Annotated in this window: 14 protein-coding genes; 7 read left to right on the top strand and 7 right to left on the bottom strand. The window is 40.0% G+C overall.

What is annotated here, in order from left to right; genetic code table 11:
* Positions 1-12: 12 nt before the first annotated feature.
* The 6 genes from adeK to sdsA form a co-directional block, all read right to left on the bottom strand.
* Positions 13-1,464 carry a multidrug efflux RND transporter outer membrane channel subunit AdeK gene (gene adeK, locus J580_RS19400; RefSeq protein ID WP_002116015.1) on the bottom strand — a complete coding sequence of 484 codons (1,452 nt, stop codon included), beginning with the start codon at positions 1,462-1,464 and terminating at the stop codon, positions 13-15.
* Positions 1,464-4,640: a multidrug efflux RND transporter permease subunit AdeJ gene (gene adeJ / locus J580_RS19395; protein WP_002116419.1), complete on the bottom strand. Its 3,177-nt coding sequence runs from the start codon at positions 4,638-4,640 to the stop codon at positions 1,464-1,466. The genes adeK and adeJ overlap by 1 nt, the downstream gene beginning before the upstream one ends.
* A 12-nt stretch (positions 4,641-4,652) precedes the next feature.
* Positions 4,653-5,900, bottom strand: a complete 1,248-nt coding sequence (gene adeI / locus J580_RS19390; RefSeq protein WP_032005355.1) for a multidrug efflux RND transporter periplasmic adaptor subunit AdeI — start codon at positions 5,898-5,900, stop codon at positions 4,653-4,655.
* A 24-nt stretch (positions 5,901-5,924) separates the two neighbouring features.
* Positions 5,925-6,551, bottom strand: a complete 627-nt coding sequence (locus tag J580_RS19385) for a phosphatase PAP2 family protein (RefSeq protein ID WP_005064516.1) — start codon at positions 6,549-6,551, stop codon at positions 5,925-5,927.
* 183 nt (positions 6,552-6,734) lie between these two features.
* Positions 6,735-8,795 (bottom strand): site-specific recombinase, encoded by a 2,061-nt coding sequence (locus J580_RS19380; RefSeq protein ID WP_032005353.1) that lies wholly within the window; start codon positions 8,793-8,795, stop codon positions 6,735-6,737.
* A gap of 14 nt (positions 8,796-8,809) precedes the next feature.
* Positions 8,810-9,787 carry an All-trans-nonaprenyl-diphosphate synthase gene (gene sdsA, locus J580_RS19375; protein WP_002116233.1) on the bottom strand — a complete coding sequence of 326 codons (978 nt, stop codon included), beginning with the start codon at positions 9,785-9,787 and terminating at the stop codon, positions 8,810-8,812.
* Between the two features lie 441 nt (positions 9,788-10,228).
* Between sdsA and rplU the strand changes: the two genes are divergently transcribed.
* From rplU to J580_RS19340, 7 genes are all read left to right on the top strand, one after another.
* Entirely contained in the window at positions 10,229-10,540 is a 312-nt protein-coding gene (gene rplU / locus J580_RS19370; protein ID WP_000271409.1) for a 50S ribosomal protein L21, read from the top strand.
* 18 nt (positions 10,541-10,558) lie between these two features.
* Complete coding sequence (rpmA, locus tag J580_RS19365; RefSeq protein ID WP_002116037.1) at positions 10,559-10,816, top strand: 50S ribosomal protein L27; 258 nt, start codon at positions 10,559-10,561, stop codon at positions 10,814-10,816.
* A gap of 239 nt (positions 10,817-11,055) precedes the next feature.
* On the top strand, positions 11,056-11,751 hold the full coding sequence (lolA, locus tag J580_RS19360; protein WP_004789378.1) for an outer membrane lipoprotein chaperone LolA: 696 nt from the start codon (positions 11,056-11,058) through the stop codon (positions 11,749-11,751).
* Positions 11,752-11,866: 115 nt separating this feature from the next.
* Positions 11,867-12,667 carry an RsiV family protein gene (locus tag J580_RS19355; protein ID WP_032005351.1) on the top strand — a complete coding sequence of 267 codons (801 nt, stop codon included), beginning with the start codon at positions 11,867-11,869 and terminating at the stop codon, positions 12,665-12,667.
* Between the two features lie 118 nt (positions 12,668-12,785).
* Complete coding sequence (gene serS / locus J580_RS19350; RefSeq protein WP_005072887.1) at positions 12,786-14,057, top strand: serine--tRNA ligase; 1,272 nt, start codon at positions 12,786-12,788, stop codon at positions 14,055-14,057.
* A gap of 67 nt (positions 14,058-14,124) precedes the next feature.
* Entirely contained in the window at positions 14,125-15,498 is a 1,374-nt protein-coding gene (gene cysG / locus J580_RS19345) for a siroheme synthase CysG (protein WP_005072889.1), read from the top strand.
* A 43-nt stretch (positions 15,499-15,541) separates the two neighbouring features.
* The gene (locus J580_RS19340) at positions 15,542-16,015 is read left to right on the top strand and encodes a tRNA (cytidine(34)-2'-O)-methyltransferase (RefSeq protein WP_002116042.1); all 474 of its coding nucleotides are present in this window, start codon (positions 15,542-15,544) and stop codon (positions 16,013-16,015) included.
* A gap of 61 nt (positions 16,016-16,076) precedes the next feature.
* On the opposite strand, the gene J580_RS19335 is transcribed toward J580_RS19340, so the two are convergent.
* On the bottom strand, positions 16,077-17,660 hold the full coding sequence (locus J580_RS19335; protein ID WP_032005349.1) for a PT dipeptide repeat lipoprotein: 1,584 nt from the start codon (positions 17,658-17,660) through the stop codon (positions 16,077-16,079).
* Positions 17,661-17,702 lie beyond the last annotated feature (42 nt).

Here is a 17,702-nt window from a genome sequence, read left to right as displayed (position 1 = left end):
GTTATTTAAAACTTATTGCTTTTTAAGTTCAGCACTAGATGGTTGATTAACCACTGTATCTGAAGTATTTGCTTTTAAACCACCACCTAGAGTTTTGTATAACTCGATTTGGTTGTTTAAGTTTGCTTGTTGAAGCAATAACAAACCTTGTTCTGCTGAATAAGATGAACGCTGTGCATCAAGAACCGTCAAGTAACTATCAATACCGGCACGGAAGCGGGCATTTGAAAGTGTGTAGTTGCGGTTAGTTGCTTCTACTAGACGTTGTTGAGCTGTTAAACGCTCACCAATGTTGGCACGAGTTGCAAGCGCGTCATTAACTTCGCGGAACGCAGACTGAACTGATTTTTCATAATCAGATAATGCAATTTTCTGATCAGTTTCAGAAATTTTTACATTGGCACGACGAGTGCCCCAGTCAAAGATTGGTAAGTCTAAGCTTGGTCCAATTGACCATACAAAACCACCTGACTTAAATAGATCACTTAAGTCAGTTGATGCGTAACCTGCAGAACCCGTTAAGCTAATGGTTGGGAATAAACGTGCTTTTGCAGCACCGATATTCGCACCAGCAGCGCTTAAGTTATATTCAGCAGCTTTTACATCTGGACGGTTGTTAAGCAAGTCGCTTGGTAAACCCGCTGTAAATACATTTTGTTGCGTAATGCGTTTTACAGGTTGGGTTGGCAACAAGTTTTGTGGAACTGATTGGCCAACTAACAAGTTCAACAAGTTTTGCGCTTGAGCAATCTGTGTTTTGTAGTTCGCTACATCATTACGCGCAGTTTCTACAGAAATCTGTGCCTGACGTAGTGGAACTTCACTATCGATGCCCACATCAAAACGTTTTTTGTTGAGATTGTAAGAATCTTGCTGTGCTTTAAGTGTTTGCTCTGCAAGTCTTAAATTCGCTGTTGCGAAAGAATAGTTCAACCATGCTTGAGCCACTTGACTGATTAGACTGATTTGAGTCGAATCACGTGCGCTTTGCGTTGAAAGATAACTATCTAACGCAGCATCTTTTAAGCTACGTACGCGGCCCCAAAAATCAAGCTCATAGGCAGTTACACCCAGACCTACTTGATAAGTAGAGTAGGGGTTATTCGGATCACGGCTTTGAGAAACCTGACGAATTGCACTACCACTTGCTCCGATTGTTGGAAGCTGATTGTTCTGTGTAATTCGATATTGCTGTTGAGCACGTTCGATATTGAGCGTTGCTGTACGTAAGTCGCGGTTGTTGGCAAGTGCCAAATCAATCACTCCGAGCAAACGAGGGTCAGCAAAGAACTGTTTGTAACCTTGTTCAGCAATAGACGTACCAGAAGCGCTATATGCATAGCTTTGTGGAATATCGGTTTTCACGACTGGTTCTGGGCCGCGCATGCTTTGACAAGCTGCCAAAGCAAGCGCAAGTGCAGATACCGCAATGCTACGACCTGAAATAGACCATACGTTTTGCATCACGATTTATGCTCCTGAGTGTTTATGGTTTTTGGTTTGTACTTAAAGATACTACGAATCCACACATAGAATACAGGGATAAAGAAGATACCTAAGAACGTTGCACTGAGTACGCCACCGAGTACACCGTAACCAACAGAGTGCTGACTTCCTGCACCTGCGCCTGTTGAAAGGGCAAGCGGAAGTACACCGAAACCGAAGGCAAGGGTAGTCATGATGATTGGACGTAAACGCATTTTTGCAGCATGTAAAGTTGCTTCAATCAGGTCTTCACCTTTTTCCTGCAGCTCTTTTGCGAACTCAACAATCAAGATCGCATTTTTTGCAGAAAGACCGATTACCGCGATCATCGCTACCTGGAAGTAAATGTTATTTGAGAGATTTGGATCTCCTTTAATAATCATACCCAAGTAAGTTAATACGATTGCACCAATAATACCGAGTGGTACTACAAGTAAAACCGAGAACGGAATAGACCAGCTTTCATACAATGCAGCCAAGCAAAGGAAAACGATTAACAATGAAAGCGCATATAAGAATGGAGCTTGAGCACCAGACTCACGTTCTTCAAGTGATAAACCTGTCCATTCATAGTCGAAACCTTGTAAGCCCATAGATGGTAACTTAGCAATAATTTCTTCCATCGCTTTCATCGAGTCACCAGAGCTCACGCCAGGTGCAGGTGTACCTTGAATGTTAACCGATGACACGCCGTTATAACGTTCAAGACGTGGAGAACCATATGTCCATTCGCCAGTAGCAAATGCAGAGAACGGTACCATTTCGCCTTTGTTATTACGTACATACCACTTGTTTAAGTCTTCAGGCATCATACGGCTACCCGCATCACCTTGAACATAAACTTTTTTCACACGGCCACGGTCAACGAAGTCGTTAATGTATGAGCCACCCCATGCAATACGCATTGTATTGTTAATTTCGGCAATACTCACACCCATGGCACCAGCTTGAGCTTGGTCTACATTAATTTGATACTGAGGTGTATCTTCTTGACCATTAGGGCGAACACCCACAAGACGTTTATCTTGTGCAGCCAAACCTAAGATCGTATTACGTGCAGCAATAAGTTTCTCATGGCCTTGACCACTTGAATCTTTAAGTTGCAAGTTGAATCCGGCTGTTACACCGAGTTCAGGCATTGCTGGAAGCTGTAAAGGCATGATGTAAGATGCGTCTTTAACGATCATGTTCAATGCCATACCACGCTGAATCAATGCGCCAATTTGAGTTTCTGGTGAAGTACGTTCACTCCAGTCTTTCAATTTAACGAAGCCGATACCAGCATTTTGACCAACACCTGTGAATGAGAAGCCCGAAACGGTGAAAATCGATTCCACAGTATCTTTTTCATTCATGAAGAAATTTGTCATGGTGTCAATCACTTTACCTGTACGGTCAAGCGTTGCATTTGGCGGTAATTGAACAAGCGTCATTACCACACCCTGATCTTCTTCTGGTAAGAATGAAGATGGGAGTTTTTGGAACAAGAACACTAATAAAGCAATAACTACAGCATAAAGCACGCCAGAGAAGATTTTGCCCTTAAGCATGCGGTTAACACCATTTTGGTAGCTATGCGACATGCGGTCAAAACCATTGTTAAAGCCTCTAAAGAAACGAGCAAAAATATTATTGCTTGGTGCTTTGTTCGGATCATGCTGTTTTAAAATGGTTGCACAAAGTGCCGGTGTAAATGTTAACGCTACAATTAACGATAGAACCATTGCTGTTACAAGGGTAATCGAGAACTGACGGTAAATTACACCAGTTGTACCACCAAAGAATGCCATTGGTACGAATACCGCTGTTAATACGCTTGTAATACCAATTAACGCGCCAGAAATCTGTTGCATTGATCGTGACGTCGCCGTGACTGGATCGGTATGCTCTTCACTCATAACACGTTCGACGTTTTCGACCACAACGATGGCGTCATCGACCAGAAGACCAATTGCCAATACCATAGCGAACATGGTTAAGGTGTTAATTGAGAAGCCAAAGATATTAATAACAGCGAATGTACCTAACACAACAACAGGTACAGCAAGTGTTGGAATAATCGTTGCGCGCCAGTTCTGTAAGAACAAGAACATCACAATGAATACTAAAACTACTGCTTCAATTAATGTGTGTACAACACTTTCAATTGAAAGACGAATAAATGGAGTCGTGTCATAAGCCAGTTTATCTGCAAGACCTGTTGGATAGTTCTTACGTAATTCAGATAAACGATGTTCAACAGCTTCTGCGGTATCAAGTGCGTTGGCACCAGTTGCAATTTTAATTGCAAGACCACCAGCAGGTTTACCATTAAACTTCGAGTCAAACTGATAGTTATCAGAGCCTAACTCTACACGTGCAACATCTTTTAAACGAACCTCAGCACCAGATGCTGTGTTTTTTAAGAAGATATTTTTAAACTGTTCAGGTGTTTGCAGCAAACTTTGTGCATTCACTGTTGCGTTAAGCACTTGACCTTGTACAGCTGGTGCACCACCTAATTGACCTACTGCTACTTGTGAGTTTTGCGCTTGTAAAGCTGTCGCAATATCACTAGGAGTTAGTTGATAACTGGTTAACTTAGCTGGATCAAGCCAAATACGCATTGCGTATGAACCACCAAAGACCTGTACCTCACCCACACCAGCAACACGGCTAAGTGGTTCTTTAATTGATGAGTTTACGTAGTCTTTAATGTCCGAGTCAGAAAGGCTGTTATCTGGTGAGTAGAATGCAATAACTTGCAAGAAGCTTGCACCAGATTTAGTTACTGTTACACCTTGACGCTGTACATCTTCAGGTAAAAGCGCAGTTGCAGATTGCAATTTGTTTTGAACCTGAACCTGTGCAATATCTGGATCAATACCTTGTTCAAAGTTTAATTGAATAGAGGCCTGACCGTTACCAGCACTGTTAGATGAAATGTAGCGTAAACCATCTAGACCATTCATTTGTTGTTCAATGATCTGGGTTACAGTGTTTTCAACAGTCTCAGCAGATGCACCAGGATAAGTTGCAGCAATTGTAACTGTCGGTGGTGCAATCGTCGGATACTGTGCAATAGGCATTTTTGTTAGCGTGAGAATACCCGCCAACATAATGACTAATGCAATCACCCACGCAAAAATGGGGCGATGAATAAAAAATTGTGCCATTCAATCTACCCCTTATGCATTAGATGCTTTCTGTTCTGCTTGAGGTTTACCTGATTGAGCCGGTTTTGTCGCATTTGGAGCTGCACCTTGTGGATTCGCTGGTTGAGCTTGGTAAGGTTTTGATGAAACTTCTTGCCCTTCTTTAACTTTGGCAACACCGTCAACAATCACTTTATCACCAGCTTTAAGACCGTTAGTCACAATCCAGTTTTGTCCTTGAACACCAGAGGTTTCAACAGGACGACTCTCAACAGCACCTTTGGCATTAACAAGCATTGCTACAGCTTGACCTGTAGGTAAACGTGTAATTGCAGCTTGAGGAATCAGGTAAGCATTAGGAACTACACCTTGAACAATCTGTGCAGTAGTATACATGCCTGGAAGTAACAGATGATTCGGGTTTGAGAATACGGCACGTAAAGTAATCGTTCCTGTATCCTGATTTACAGAAGCATCAGAGAAAGCAAGTTGTCCTTCGATTGGGTAAGTTGAACCATCTTCGAGCTTCAATTTCACTTTCGTGTTGTTACTATTGTTTAAACTGCCTTTGCTAAGTTGTTGACGTAAACGTAATAACTCGGCACTAGACTGGTTAATGTCAACATAGATCGGATCTAACTGTTGAATCGTCACTAAAGGTTCAGTTTGGTTAGCAGTGACTAAAGCACCTGCTGTTACAGAAGAACGTCCAGACTGACCAGAAATTGGTGAGCGAATTGTAGAGTAGCCAAGATCAACATTTGCATTCGTTACTTGAGCTTTTGCAGCAGAAACTTGTGCTTCGGCAACATTAACCTGACCAAGTAAGTCGTCATATTCTTGTTTAGATACAGCGTTACTTGAAACAAGTTGCTTATAACGGTTTAACTTAGTACGTAGTGAAGCTAGATTTGCCTGTTGTTGTAAAAGGGTAGCTTTTGCATTTTCAAGCGTTGCACGGTTAGTTCGAGAATCCAGTTCATATAGAGCCTGTCCTTCACGAACGTAACTTCCTTCAGCAAACAAGCGTTTTAAAATCACGCCACTTGTTTGAGGGCGAACTTCAGAAATTTGATATGCTGAAGTACGGCCGGAGAGTTCAACGCTTTGTTCAACACTTTGTGGTTGAGCAACAATAACACCTACTTCTGCAGGCGGCATTTTCTGAGCAGCAGCAGCTTGCTGTTTCTCATCGGAGCCTTTGCTACAACCAACAAGTGCGATACTTGTTGCTAATGCGCAAGCAGTAAGGGCAGGAGCCCAAAGCTTAGCCGACATCATTGTTCCACCTCGTTTAGATAAAATCTAAAAATATATTTGTTTTCTACTTAACCTACTTTGTGTTTGTAATAACCAGAGCCAAAGCAGTGCAATCCAAATAAAACCTATGCCCCAACCGGCGAGTACATCTGTTGGAAAATGAACTCCAGCATATATTCTTGAAAGCCCCATGCAGATAAACCAAAGACAGGAAATCAAAATGATATAAGGAGAGTTAGTGTTGGGCTTATGGCATAACATTATCATTGCCATACAAGCCAGTGTTGATGCATAAACACTATGTGCACTTGGGAACGATGCACCATAACTTTCGACAATATGATATACCTGTGGAGGTCTTGGACGGTCAACACACCACTTGAGCAGCCAACCCGTGATGATACTGCCAAGAACACCCACGCTAATGAAAATAACAGTAATATATTTTTTATACCATGCTTGATATATACACACCAATAAGGATAAAAAACATACAAAAGGCATACCACCTACACGTGCTAGAAAAGTCGTAATAGAGTTAAGATAATCTGATCGATTTTCACTCAATATTTGAACGGTGAGAAGATCCAAAGATTGAAGTCTTGGTACAAAAAGACCAAGAACACCTAATCCTAAAAAAATACAACCAATAAAAAGCAATAAATAGGGCATGTATATACCTTTGCTTGTTCAAGCAGTGTCTACTACTGAAAGCCGTTAAAAGTGTACTTGCCAGTACACTTTTTTTCAAGCCTGATAGATCATCGTAAATTCATTTTGAAAATTTTTTAACATTTGGAAAAACAATCACAACAAAATTGACGAAAATCACATTTTGTGTACAAAGCAAAATTCTTAGTGGTCTGCTTTTTTTCCGTTATTTGATGAAGTGTTTTCTTCAAGTTCTAATGGTTGTTTTGGTGGCCAGAAAAAATCGCTTGGACGAGTTAAAAAATGAGTCATGACCAATTTGGCTAAAGGTTTCCATTGTTCAAAGCGGACTCGACGCGCTCGTAATGCCACAATAATCGTTAAGGTGAAACTCACAAATAAGTTGGTGAGACCAATGCATAGCACACCAAGAAAGGACACGATAATCAGTCCGATATCTGGGCTGCCGTTAATAGTCATTAAACCTTGAATAAAGTTAGCGGATGCAAAGGCAATATGGCGGATATCTAAAGGTAGACCTAGGATAAAGCCTATGGTCCCCATACTTCCTAGCATAATACCGAATAAGAAGTTACCGGCTAATGCACCTAAATTACGTTCAATATATTCAGCAAAACGGTTAAGGCGATCTTGCCCAAACCAGCTAGCTAAACGGCGATGTGCTCTTAGACGCGGGCCGACTTTTCGGTAAACAGCCATGTTGTCAAAGTATCCTGCAATGAGACCTGACAAAAACAGACATACTCCAGCAATTGCGGCATGTGGCACGGCTAATGACGTAAAGGGGTTTAGACTGTGTAGAAGATAAGTTGCTTTAGTATGGGTTAATAACGGTTCATCAAGGTAAAACTGCCAAGCAAAAGTGATGAGTGCAGCAGTAGGAATTGCAATTGAAATATTGCCTAAAATAGCAATAAATTGCGTTCGGATAATATTAATAATAAGCGCCGCTAATTCCGCAATTTGAGCCGTTTTAGAGCCTTTACGTTGCTGTACTGTTGCAGCAAGAGCAGCTGCCGTCATAGCAGGTTGCTTGGTCGCGACTGTAAAATGCAGAACATGAATCAGAATGAAACCTAGGGAATAATTCATACTGAAAGTAAAGGCTTGCATGAGCGGGGCCATTGTCATTCTTGCAGCAAGAATTTTTAAAGATGCCATAAAGGCAATAATGACACCTGCACCAGCGGCAGCTTTATACATTCCCCAAAAGCCTTTGGTATCTGTACTTACGTAATGTTCACCTGTTCGGCTAGCATTTTCTGTAACCTGAAAGGCAATGAGTTCACTAGTCGTACTGAGTAATGAGCGTACACTTTTTTCGCTGTAATGTGCCTTGGTTAAATCGGAAATCAGATGTCCTAAAGAAACATATTTTCCTTTAGTGTTATCTACGACCAGATAAAGTAATAACTCAATTCGATCAAGACATTGCTCAAGTAATGACAGTAAGTAAGTCAAACTTAAGCTGACACCAATTCTTTTGGTCGCACGGCGAATCTTTAAAACCACATCTCGGCATTGTTCCAACATAACAAATGCTTGTGATGCATCGGGCGGGGAAATAACTGCAATTTCATGTTCAGAAATTTCTTGTTTTTTATACTTTTCAATAAACTCAATAATTTCACGGTTCTGAACTAAAAACGGCGACTCATATTCTGTTAATTCTGGCTGAGCGTTAATAAATTCGGGATAAAGACCAATTCCACTAATTCGATAGGATAGGACTGTAATGGCTTTAATCATTTCACTTTGAATAACTAACTTCTCATCGACATTACTCTGGCTTTGCCCAATAAGACTAAATAAATTTGCCCAATCTTCATCATCAATATTATTGAGCCAGATTTTGTCACTCTCTAGATAGAAAATTTTTCCAATTAATATTTTGAGTTGGCTAGAGTCTTCGATTAACGGTAAAAAATGTGCTCCGAGTCTTTGCCCAAGCTGGTTCCAGAAACCATCTAAAGACAAGATTCCGCTATCGGCATATAAACTAACTTGCTTATAGTGATTAATTAAACGTAATAAAAAAGTTTGTAGTAAGAAGGGCGCTGTAGGTGTGCGCAAAAGACTTTCAATAAAAGCCTGTATTTTTTTCTTAATTTCATCCGTATCTTGTGGGTTGGATGGCCGGATGACATTGACGAGTTCAATCAGTAGATTTTCATCAATGACAGCTCGAGGATCCTCAAGCTGTTTCTCTATTTTTAAAAAAAGATCTGAAAAATTTATATGCATAGGCAAAATAATATCTATTGTATTCGATGTAACGCAAGCTGAGTTAAGTTAATCAAAGCCTGACGATACGGTGTATCGGGTAGGTTTGATAAAGCTTGCAGTGCTGCTTCTGTTTCTTCTTGGGCACGTTGGTTGCAATAATCTAAAGCACCAGACTTCTGTACAATTTCGATGACCTGAGATAGTTGGTCTACTCCACCGGTTGCGATACTGCGACGAATAATCGCATGCTCTTCACCTGTTGAGCGTGCTAATGCAGAAATTAACGGTAAAGTTGGCTTACCTTCCATTAAATCATCACCAATATTTTTACCTAATGTTTCAGCATCAGAGGTGTAGTCTAAAATATCATCAATAATTTGGAATGCATTACCAAAATGACCAGCAAACAATCTTAATGGCTCACGGTACGCTTCTTGTCCCGCCAAAATAGCAGCACCTTCTGTAGCCAGCTCAAACAGGCGAGACGTTTTACCATGAATAATTTTTAAATAAGTTTCTTCAGTTGTATCTGGTTGATGCTGCGATTGAAGTTGTAATACTTCACCTTCAGCAATTTCACATGTACCTGTTGAAAAGTCTTTCAATAAAGTCATGTTGTTTAAATCGACCAGTAAATCGAAAGCACGAGCAATCAGGAAGTCGCCAACTAAAACGGCTGTTTGATTGTTCCATGTTGCATTTGCTGTAGGGCGACCACGACGAAGCCCAGATTCATCTACCACATCATCATGGACTAGTGTCGCGGTATGTAACATTTCAATGATTGCAGCTAAACGCTGTGCATTTGCCATGTTATCTAAACCACAAGCACGTGCTGCAAGTAAACACATGATTGGACGCATACGCTTTCCGCCAGCTTCAACGACATGTTTGCTGACAGACATGACTAAACCGACTTTTGAGCTAATTCCTTCATTAATCAAGTGATCCATCGCAGCGAAGTCTGAAGCAACAGGCGCAAGAATGTCTTGCTTGAAATCGATGACCATATGAAGAAAAACCCCGTATTGGTAGATAAGTGGCGTTAGTGTATCAATTAAAGATGTGTTGCACAGGTTAACAAGTGGCTGATATTAATCATTTCTATTGTTTTTAAGCGTTTTTTGTTCTTTATTTAAGCAAAATACGATGTTTTCGGCAAAACAATAAATTTAATGACATCAGCATTAATACAACTTGTTCTTGACGCAATTTGTGTTTGGAACTGTATTTTAATTTTCATTCAGAATCAATGAAAACTGCTAAATTCCAGTCCAAGCTGTTTGATTTTGTAAGAATAGGGGATCATGCTTTACTGATAGATAGAAAATACTTGTCGTTTGATCAAATTTCACTTAAAATCTGTCGCCTTGTATAACCCCAGTGGCGATCGTTTTAAGATCGATATATCCCTTTATCGACACGACGACACGGGCTGATTGGAGTACATTATGTACGCAGTAATCCAAAGCGGTGGTAAACAGCACCGTGTAGTTGAGGGCGAAACCCTTAAAGTTGAATTATTGAAAGCTGAATCTGGTGCGACTATTACATTTGATGATGTATTAATGGTTGTAAACGGTGACAACATTCAAATCGGTGCTCCAGTTGTAGCTGGCGCTAAAGTAACTGCAGAAGTGATTGGTCATGGTCGTCACGACAAAATCCGCATCATCAAAATGCGTCGTCGTAAACACTACCGTAAACAACAAGGTCACCGTCAATGGTTCACTGAGTTGAAAATTACTGGTATTTCAGGCTAATCACGAGGAGTAAGAGACATGGCAACTAAAAAAGCCGGTGGATCGACGAAGAACGGTCGTGATTCAAACCCAAAAATGTTAGGTGTTAAAGTTTACGGCGGTCAAGCTGTAACTGCTGGTAACATCATCGTTCGTCAACGTGGTACAGAGTTCCACGCTGGTGCAAATGTTGGTATGGGCCGTGACCATACTTTATTTGCTACTGCTGACGGCGTAGTAAAATTCGAAGTGAAAGGTCAATTTGGCCGTCGCTACGTAAAAGTTGAAACTGTATAAGTTTTAGCTCGAAAAAAGCCCACATTTTGTGGGCTTTTTTTATGGCATTTATTTTTACCCATCTTCATCATGATGAATGAAATTCTACAAACAACATGAATAACATAACAAAATATCTTATTTTCTCAATGATTAGCACAGAGTTTGTCGGTTAATATGAGTCTTGAATTAAGAGCTTACTCAGTTTCATAACTTTGAAAGAGAGTAAGTTGTCTTACAGCAACTAAAAAGGTGATGACATGAATATGCTTCGTAAAACTATGTGTGCTATTACACTTAGCGCGTCAGTGCTTGCTCCTGTAATGAGTACTACAGTGTTTGCTGCGCCTGTAGCAGCACCGGAGCAACAGGCAATTGGGAACCTGGTTAATCAGTTATCAGGTTTACAGCGTTTGACTGCCGACTTTGAACAAACAACTAAAGCCAATACAAAAACTGTGGCACAGAAAAAGAGTTTAAGTGCACAGCATATGAACCAGACATTTAAAGGCTCAATGAAAGTTGAGCGTCCGGGGAAATTTTATTGGGAAACAGTAAGTCCTGCTAAACAAACTATTGTAACGAGTGGAAAAACAGTTTGGATCTATGATCCGGATTTACAACAAGCGGTCCGCCAAAGCTTAGATGATCAGGTTGCAGATACACCAGCATTATTACTCTCTGGTAATACCAACCAAATCATGAAGTCTTATCGTGTAACACAACCCGATAAATCTAAACTTTATTTCACCTTATTCCCTAAAAAAGAAGATGGGGCATTCCAAAGCTTAACAATTAGCTTCGGAGCAAATAAAGCGCCTACACTTATGGTATTACAAGACTCATTAGGTCAAACCACCTATGTACGCTTTAAGAATGTTAAAGTAAATGCTTCAATTCCGGCATCAGTCTTTAACTTTACGCCGCCAAAAGGTACGGATGTTATTGACCAATAATTAAAGCCTCTTCAAAAAAGCTACTTTAACGGTAGCTTTTTTTATATAAGAGAAACAGATACATTTTTTAACCCCGTCTTATTCTTACGCTTTGTATAGTGTTAGAGGTAAATTCATGGGGATTATTATGCGACTTTACGATAAGAAAATTATTTGTATTCTTCCATTAATGGCTGCAATGGCAATGGTGACGGGTTGCCAACCAAAGTCAGCAGCCAAAGAAGAGCAGGCTGCTTCGACTGCAAAAGTTAAAGAAACGAAAGAGGCTGGTGTTCCTGTAATTCAAGCAAAAGTAATCCCAGTAAAATTGCCAAAATCAAAAGTTTGCTTAGAAGATGGTTGTACTGAGTATGATTTTCAAACAGTACAGACCAATCAAAAATGGATTAATGATTACTTCACCAATCGTATAAAGAAAGCAGATCCGAATGCTTTTGCAAATTTAGCCGATCAACCAGTTGAAGTACCTGAAGGTGAACCAAGTTCAAGTCAGAGTGCAATTTATGTTCGCTATTTAGGGCAAAACTATAATCTTGCAACCTTTGCATTACAGACTTATTCGTACTCAGCTGGTGCTGCACACGGCATGTCTCATCAAGAATTTGTAAATTTTGATTTGTTAAATAAAAAGCACATTACTGTTGAAGAGCTTATTAAGCCAGATGTTGAAAAACAGTTGGTTGATGCACTTTTTGAAGCAAATACAAATTGGCTTCAAGCGCACAATATTAGCCGTGAAAAACTTCAGCTAAGCGATAATTTTTACTATGGTGCTAATGGCATTGTATTTGTCTATCCAATTTATGAGCTGGCTTCATATGCAGAGGGAATGTCTGAATTAACGCTGCCATATTTTGAAGCGGGTAAGTTCATTAAACCTGAGTATTTGCCAAGTGTGCCAAACTATAACTTTTAAAATAAGTGATCTATTCTAAGAATTGTGTGAAAGCTATTCGTTATGAATATGATCACTATATTTTTTAGTGTTAAGGCCTTACACTATAGCCAGTTTTTTACCCATATTATGATTGATTATGATCGACCCTAAGTTACTCAGAAATAATATTGAAGCCGTTAATGCGGCTTTGGCAAAACGCGGTGTTCAATTAGATGTTCAAGAATGGGCTTCTTTAGAAACTCGCCGTAAAGATTTGCAATCAAAAACTGAAAAATTGCAGGCAGAACGTAATGCCGGTGCAAAACAAGTGGGTCAGATTAAAAAATCCGGTGGTGATGCTTCTGAAATCATGGCGCGTATGCAAGCCATTGGCGACGAAATTAAAGCTGCTGAAGTTGCTTTGTCAGAGTTACAAAACGAGATTGAACAAAAAGCGTTGAGTATTCCTAACTTACCAGATGAGTCTGTTCCTGCTGGTAAAGATGAAGATGATAACGTTGAAATCTCAAAATGGGGTACACCTCGTCAGTTTGATTTTGAAATCAAAGATCATACTGACCTAGGTGAGTGGATGGGTGGTTTAGAGTTTGAAACAGCTACTAAATTGACTGGTTCACGTTTTAGCGTACTGAAAGGTTCTTTAGCACGCCTACAACGTGCATTAACGCAGTTTATGCTTGATACCCATACTTTAAAGAATGGCTATACAGAAGCTTACGTGCCTTATTTGGTAAATGCTGATTCACTTCGTGGTACTGGTCAGTTGCCAAAATTTGAAGAAGATTTATTCAAACTTCAAGGTGAAAAAGAATATTACCTCATCCCTACAGCAGAAGTTCCAGTTACTAACTTCGTTCGTGATGAGATTATTGATACCGAACGTTTGCCTTTAAAATATGCAGCGCATACGCCATGTTTCCGTAGTGAAGCTGGTTCTTATGGTCGTGATACCCGTGGTTTAATTCGTCAGCATCAATTTGATAAAGTTGAGATGGTGCAAATCGTTAAACCTGAAACATCTATGCAAGCACTTGAAGAGCTTACTGCACATGCTGAGGGCATTTTGCAGGCACTAGGTTTGCCATACCGCAAAATTTTGCTTTGTGGTGGTGACATGGGCTTTGGTGCAACTAAGACTTACGACTTAGAAGTTTGGGTTCCAAGCCAAAATACTTATCGTGAAATCTCTAGCTGCTCTAATATGGGTGATTTTCAGGCACGCCGCATGAAAGCACGCTACAGAATGGATCAAAAGAAGACCGAATTGGTGCACACACTAAATGGTTCAGGTCTGGCAGTTGGACGTACTTTGCTTGCTGTAATGGAAAATTACCAACGTGAAGACGGTTCTATCGAGATTCCAGAAGTATTACGCCCATATATGGGTGGTGCAACGTTTATTGACTAAGCTTTGCATCTAAATTGTGCACGGTTTTTGCTTAACCCAAATCAGATGATTAATGTAGAGGTTTAAGGTGGATATTTTTCCAATCTCTTTAAAGTTGCAACAGCAACATTGTCTGATTGTAGGTGGTGGGCATATTGCATTGCGCAAAGCAAACCTTTTAGCCAAAGCGGGAGCAGTAATCGATATTATTGCTCCTGCAATTGAAGAGCAGCTTTTACAGTTAGTCAAAACGACAGGCGGAGAGTATTTTGCCGAGTCCTTTGCTGAAAAAATATTAAATACACCATATCGATTAGTGATTGCTGCAACTAATGATGCGCAAGTGAATAAAGCTGTTTTTGAACAATGTGAAGCGCGTAATTTATTGGTCAATAGTGTTGATGATATTCCACATTGTCGCTTTATGGTTCCAGCTATTATTGATCGTTCTCCGTTAATTATTTCTGTCGCTTCAAATGGTGCATCTCCAGTTTTATCAAGACAACTTCGTACTCAAATAGAAACAATTGTTCCGCATGGCATGGGTAAGTTGGCTGAGTTTTCTGGTCAATGGCGTAAGCAGGTAAAAGAAAAAATTCCCAATCCAGATGAGCGTCGGATTTTTTGGGAAAACCTCTATGCTAGCCCATTGAAAGAACAAGTTTTCAATGACAATTTAGAAGTTGCAAATGGTTTGATTCAGCAAGCCTTAACAGAATGGACTGCACCTAAAGGTGAAGTTTATTTAGTGGGCGCTGGACCAGGTGATCCAGAGTTACTGACACTAAAAGCATTACGTCTTATGCAGCAAGCTGATGTTGTGATTTATGATCGTCTTGTTTCTGCACCCATTTTAGAGCTTTGCCGTCGTGATGCGACTAAAATTTATGTCGGTAAAGCGCGTTCAAATCACTCCGTTCCCCAAGATGGCATCAATGCTTTACTGGTTGAGTATGCTCAAAAAGGAAAGCGTGTTTGTCGTTTAAAGGGTGGTGATCCATTTATCTTTGGACGTGGTGGTGAAGAGATTCAAGAGCTCGTTGAGGCGAATGTCACTTTCCAAGTTGTACCAGGTATAACAGCAGCATCAGGCTGTTCAGCTTATGCGGGTATCCCATTAACACATCGTGATTATGCACAAAGTGTTCGTTTCTTGACTGGGCATTTAAAGGAAGGTTCACCTGAACTTCCTTGGAATGAGTTGGTTTATGAAAATCAAACTTTGGTTTTATATATGGGGCTAGTTGGTTTAGAACGCATTTGTGAGCAACTTATTGCTCATGGTCAACGTGCTGATATGCCGGTAGCTTTAATCTCTAAAGGAACCACACCAGACCAGAAAGTTGTAGTTGGAACATTAGCTGATATCGCAACAAAAGTGTCTGAACATCATATCGTAGCACCGACTTTAACCATTATTGGTGAAGTGGTGAATTTACGTGAACAGTTAAAATGGCAATAAGTTCATTTGAGTTTATTGCTGGTTATTAAAGTCGAGAAAATTTGTGATTCATGTTGTCCTATACGAGCCTGAAATTCCTGCCAATACAGGCAATATCATTCGTTTATGTGCTAATACTGGTGCACAGTTACATCTAGTCAAGCCTTTGGGTTTCGAGCTGGATGATAAAAAGCTCAAACGAGCAGGTCTTGATTATCATGAATGGGCACGTATGCAAATTTGGGACAACATAGAACTTTGCCTTGCTGACCTGAAAGCTAAAGGGGTTGAGCATGTTTTTCCACTCACCACTAAAGGTTCTGCAACTCCGCATACAGTTGATTTGAATCGACCTGTGGCTTTACTGATGGGACCAGAAACACGCGGTTTGCCTGAGCATGTTCGCTTGATGTTCCCACAAGAACAGTGGATTCGTTTGCCAATGGCTGAAAACTCAAGAAGTTTAAATTTATCTAATGCAACAGCTGTGATTGTTTATGAAGCATGGCGTCAGCAGGGTTTTAAAAACTTAGGATAAGTTAATAGTTTTTAAATAAAAATAAGGCCACAGTTGTGGCCTTATTTGTTTTTTAGATGTCTTATTTAGGGAAAACAACACCACTTGCTAAATCATAATTTGTTGGTGAGTTGGTATAGACCGATCCAAGTCGAACTGCAAAGAACCAGCCTAATGTACCTTGGTCTTGAATCCGATTTTCAAAGATATAAGGCTCATCTGTTTCGGATGCAGCATCTTCAATAAATACTTTATATTCAATAGGTCCTGTATTTTCACTGTCGCGCTCAAATAGATAACCATCAATATTAAAGAAGCCTAGGTTATTGTTCGCGTCGACTAACCTATAACCTTCAGCCGCTTGTTCTTTAAGAAGTTTTTCAAGTTTAATTGCATCATCCTTGTTGAAAGGAATATGTTGTGGAACTTCAAAATAACGATATGCATAGGTTCCGTTATGGGTACTGCTATTTACGCAAGTAGGTACATAGAAGGTTCCATTCGTTGTGCCATTATTAGTGAATTCTGAGTTTGCGTAAATTAGCTTACAACCTTGTGCACCAAGTTCATTGAAGGCATTTAGAATACTTGTGCGAGAAGTGTTGGTTAAGAAGCGATTAGAATACGAATAGGTTGCAGGTTTCTTATCATTTTTCACAAATAAATATTTATCTGTATCAGATGTAACCTCACCAAATGAAAGCTTATATATATAGCCTAAGCTACCTTGTTTATTTAACTCATTCACCCATAGTAAATAACGGTTTGCTACTGAATTAGTTTTAACATCAACTGTTTTATAGGTGTATGTATCAGTGGATTTATTGTTTTTAACATATAAATTTTTATACAGCGCAAAGCTTCCATCCGGATTATCTAATCTTACAGATGGTGTGAGAAGAGCGTAGCCTTGGCGTCCTTGGTCATTAAGTTGGGTTAATAGATCTGCCCAAGATTCCTTATTATCTCCTAGTCTAAAACTTGCTGTTGCCAATACTTGAGTTGGCTTTTGTATGCTTGCTGGTGGGGTTGTTTTTGTGAAGCACGTATTTATGAGATCAAAGTTTGCTTGCTGCAAATAATTATGTATCGCATTTGGTTCATCTGTAGGAACTAGACAGAATTGGTTTGCATTTTTAAACCCTAGAATAGCTGGCTGTTTCTGCGTTAGCTTTCCTGCTACTACAAGCTGCCAATCTACTTTGTTATAGCTTGAGGTTTGTATTGTCTGAGGTGCTCCAATATTTGAAACCAGACTAAAATCTTCAGCTTGGCGGTAACTTGCAACAATGTTACCTGTACAGTTCGATTCATTCTCATAACGTACTGTTTCACTGGCAAATCGAACGCTGTTATCAGAAACCTTAATGACATTCATTTTTAGAGCAGAGCCGTTAATACAACCTCCTTTGCCTGCTAACCAACTTCCAACAAAGCGATCCGCTACACTTGTTGGTGTTGGTGTTGGTGTTGGTGTTGGTGTTGGTGTTGGTGTTGGTGTTGGTGTTGGTGTTGGTGTTGGTGTTGGTGTTGGTGTTGGTGTTGGTGTTGGTGTCGGTGTTGGTGTCGGTGTTGGTGTCGGTTCCGAATCGTTATCATCAGATCCGCAACCACTTAAAGCTATAAAAATCAAAGCAATGCTGCTTCCTTTTAGTATGTTATTCATCACATGAACCCTTTTTTTATTAAAAATGTGAAAATTTAACAT

This window comes from Acinetobacter sp. 1542444 (assembly GCF_000581835.1).
Lineage (GTDB): Bacteria > Pseudomonadota > Gammaproteobacteria > Pseudomonadales > Moraxellaceae > Acinetobacter > Acinetobacter pittii.
This window is presented reverse-complemented; position numbering and strand designations above follow the sequence as displayed.

Coding starts and splice junctions, on each gene's coding strand:
- adeK (WP_002116015.1), bottom strand. CDS start 1,464: ATGCAAAACGTATGGTCTATTTCAGGTCGTAGCATTGCGGTATCTGCA.
- rpmA (WP_002116037.1), top strand. CDS start 10,559: ATGGCAACTAAAAAAGCCGGTGGATCGACGAAGAACGGTCGTGATTCA.
- rplU (WP_000271409.1), top strand. CDS start 10,229: ATGTACGCAGTAATCCAAAGCGGTGGTAAACAGCACCGTGTAGTTGAG.
- adeI (WP_032005355.1), bottom strand. CDS start 5,900: ATGATGTCGGCTAAGCTTTGGGCTCCTGCCCTTACTGCTTGCGCATTA.
- J580_RS19385 (WP_005064516.1), bottom strand. CDS start 6,551: ATGCCCTATTTATTGCTTTTTATTGGTTGTATTTTTTTAGGATTAGGT.
- J580_RS19380 (WP_032005353.1), bottom strand. CDS start 8,795: ATGCATATAAATTTTTCAGATCTTTTTTTAAAAATAGAGAAACAGCTT.
- J580_RS19335 (WP_032005349.1), bottom strand. CDS start 17,660: ATGAATAACATACTAAAAGGAAGCAGCATTGCTTTGATTTTTATAGCT.
- J580_RS19355 (WP_032005351.1), top strand. CDS start 11,867: ATGGGGATTATTATGCGACTTTACGATAAGAAAATTATTTGTATTCTT.
- sdsA (WP_002116233.1), bottom strand. CDS start 9,787: ATGGTCATCGATTTCAAGCAAGACATTCTTGCGCCTGTTGCTTCAGAC.
- serS (WP_005072887.1), top strand. CDS start 12,786: ATGATCGACCCTAAGTTACTCAGAAATAATATTGAAGCCGTTAATGCG.
- lolA (WP_004789378.1), top strand. CDS start 11,056: ATGAATATGCTTCGTAAAACTATGTGTGCTATTACACTTAGCGCGTCA.
- adeJ (WP_002116419.1), bottom strand. CDS start 4,640: ATGGCACAATTTTTTATTCATCGCCCCATTTTTGCGTGGGTGATTGCA.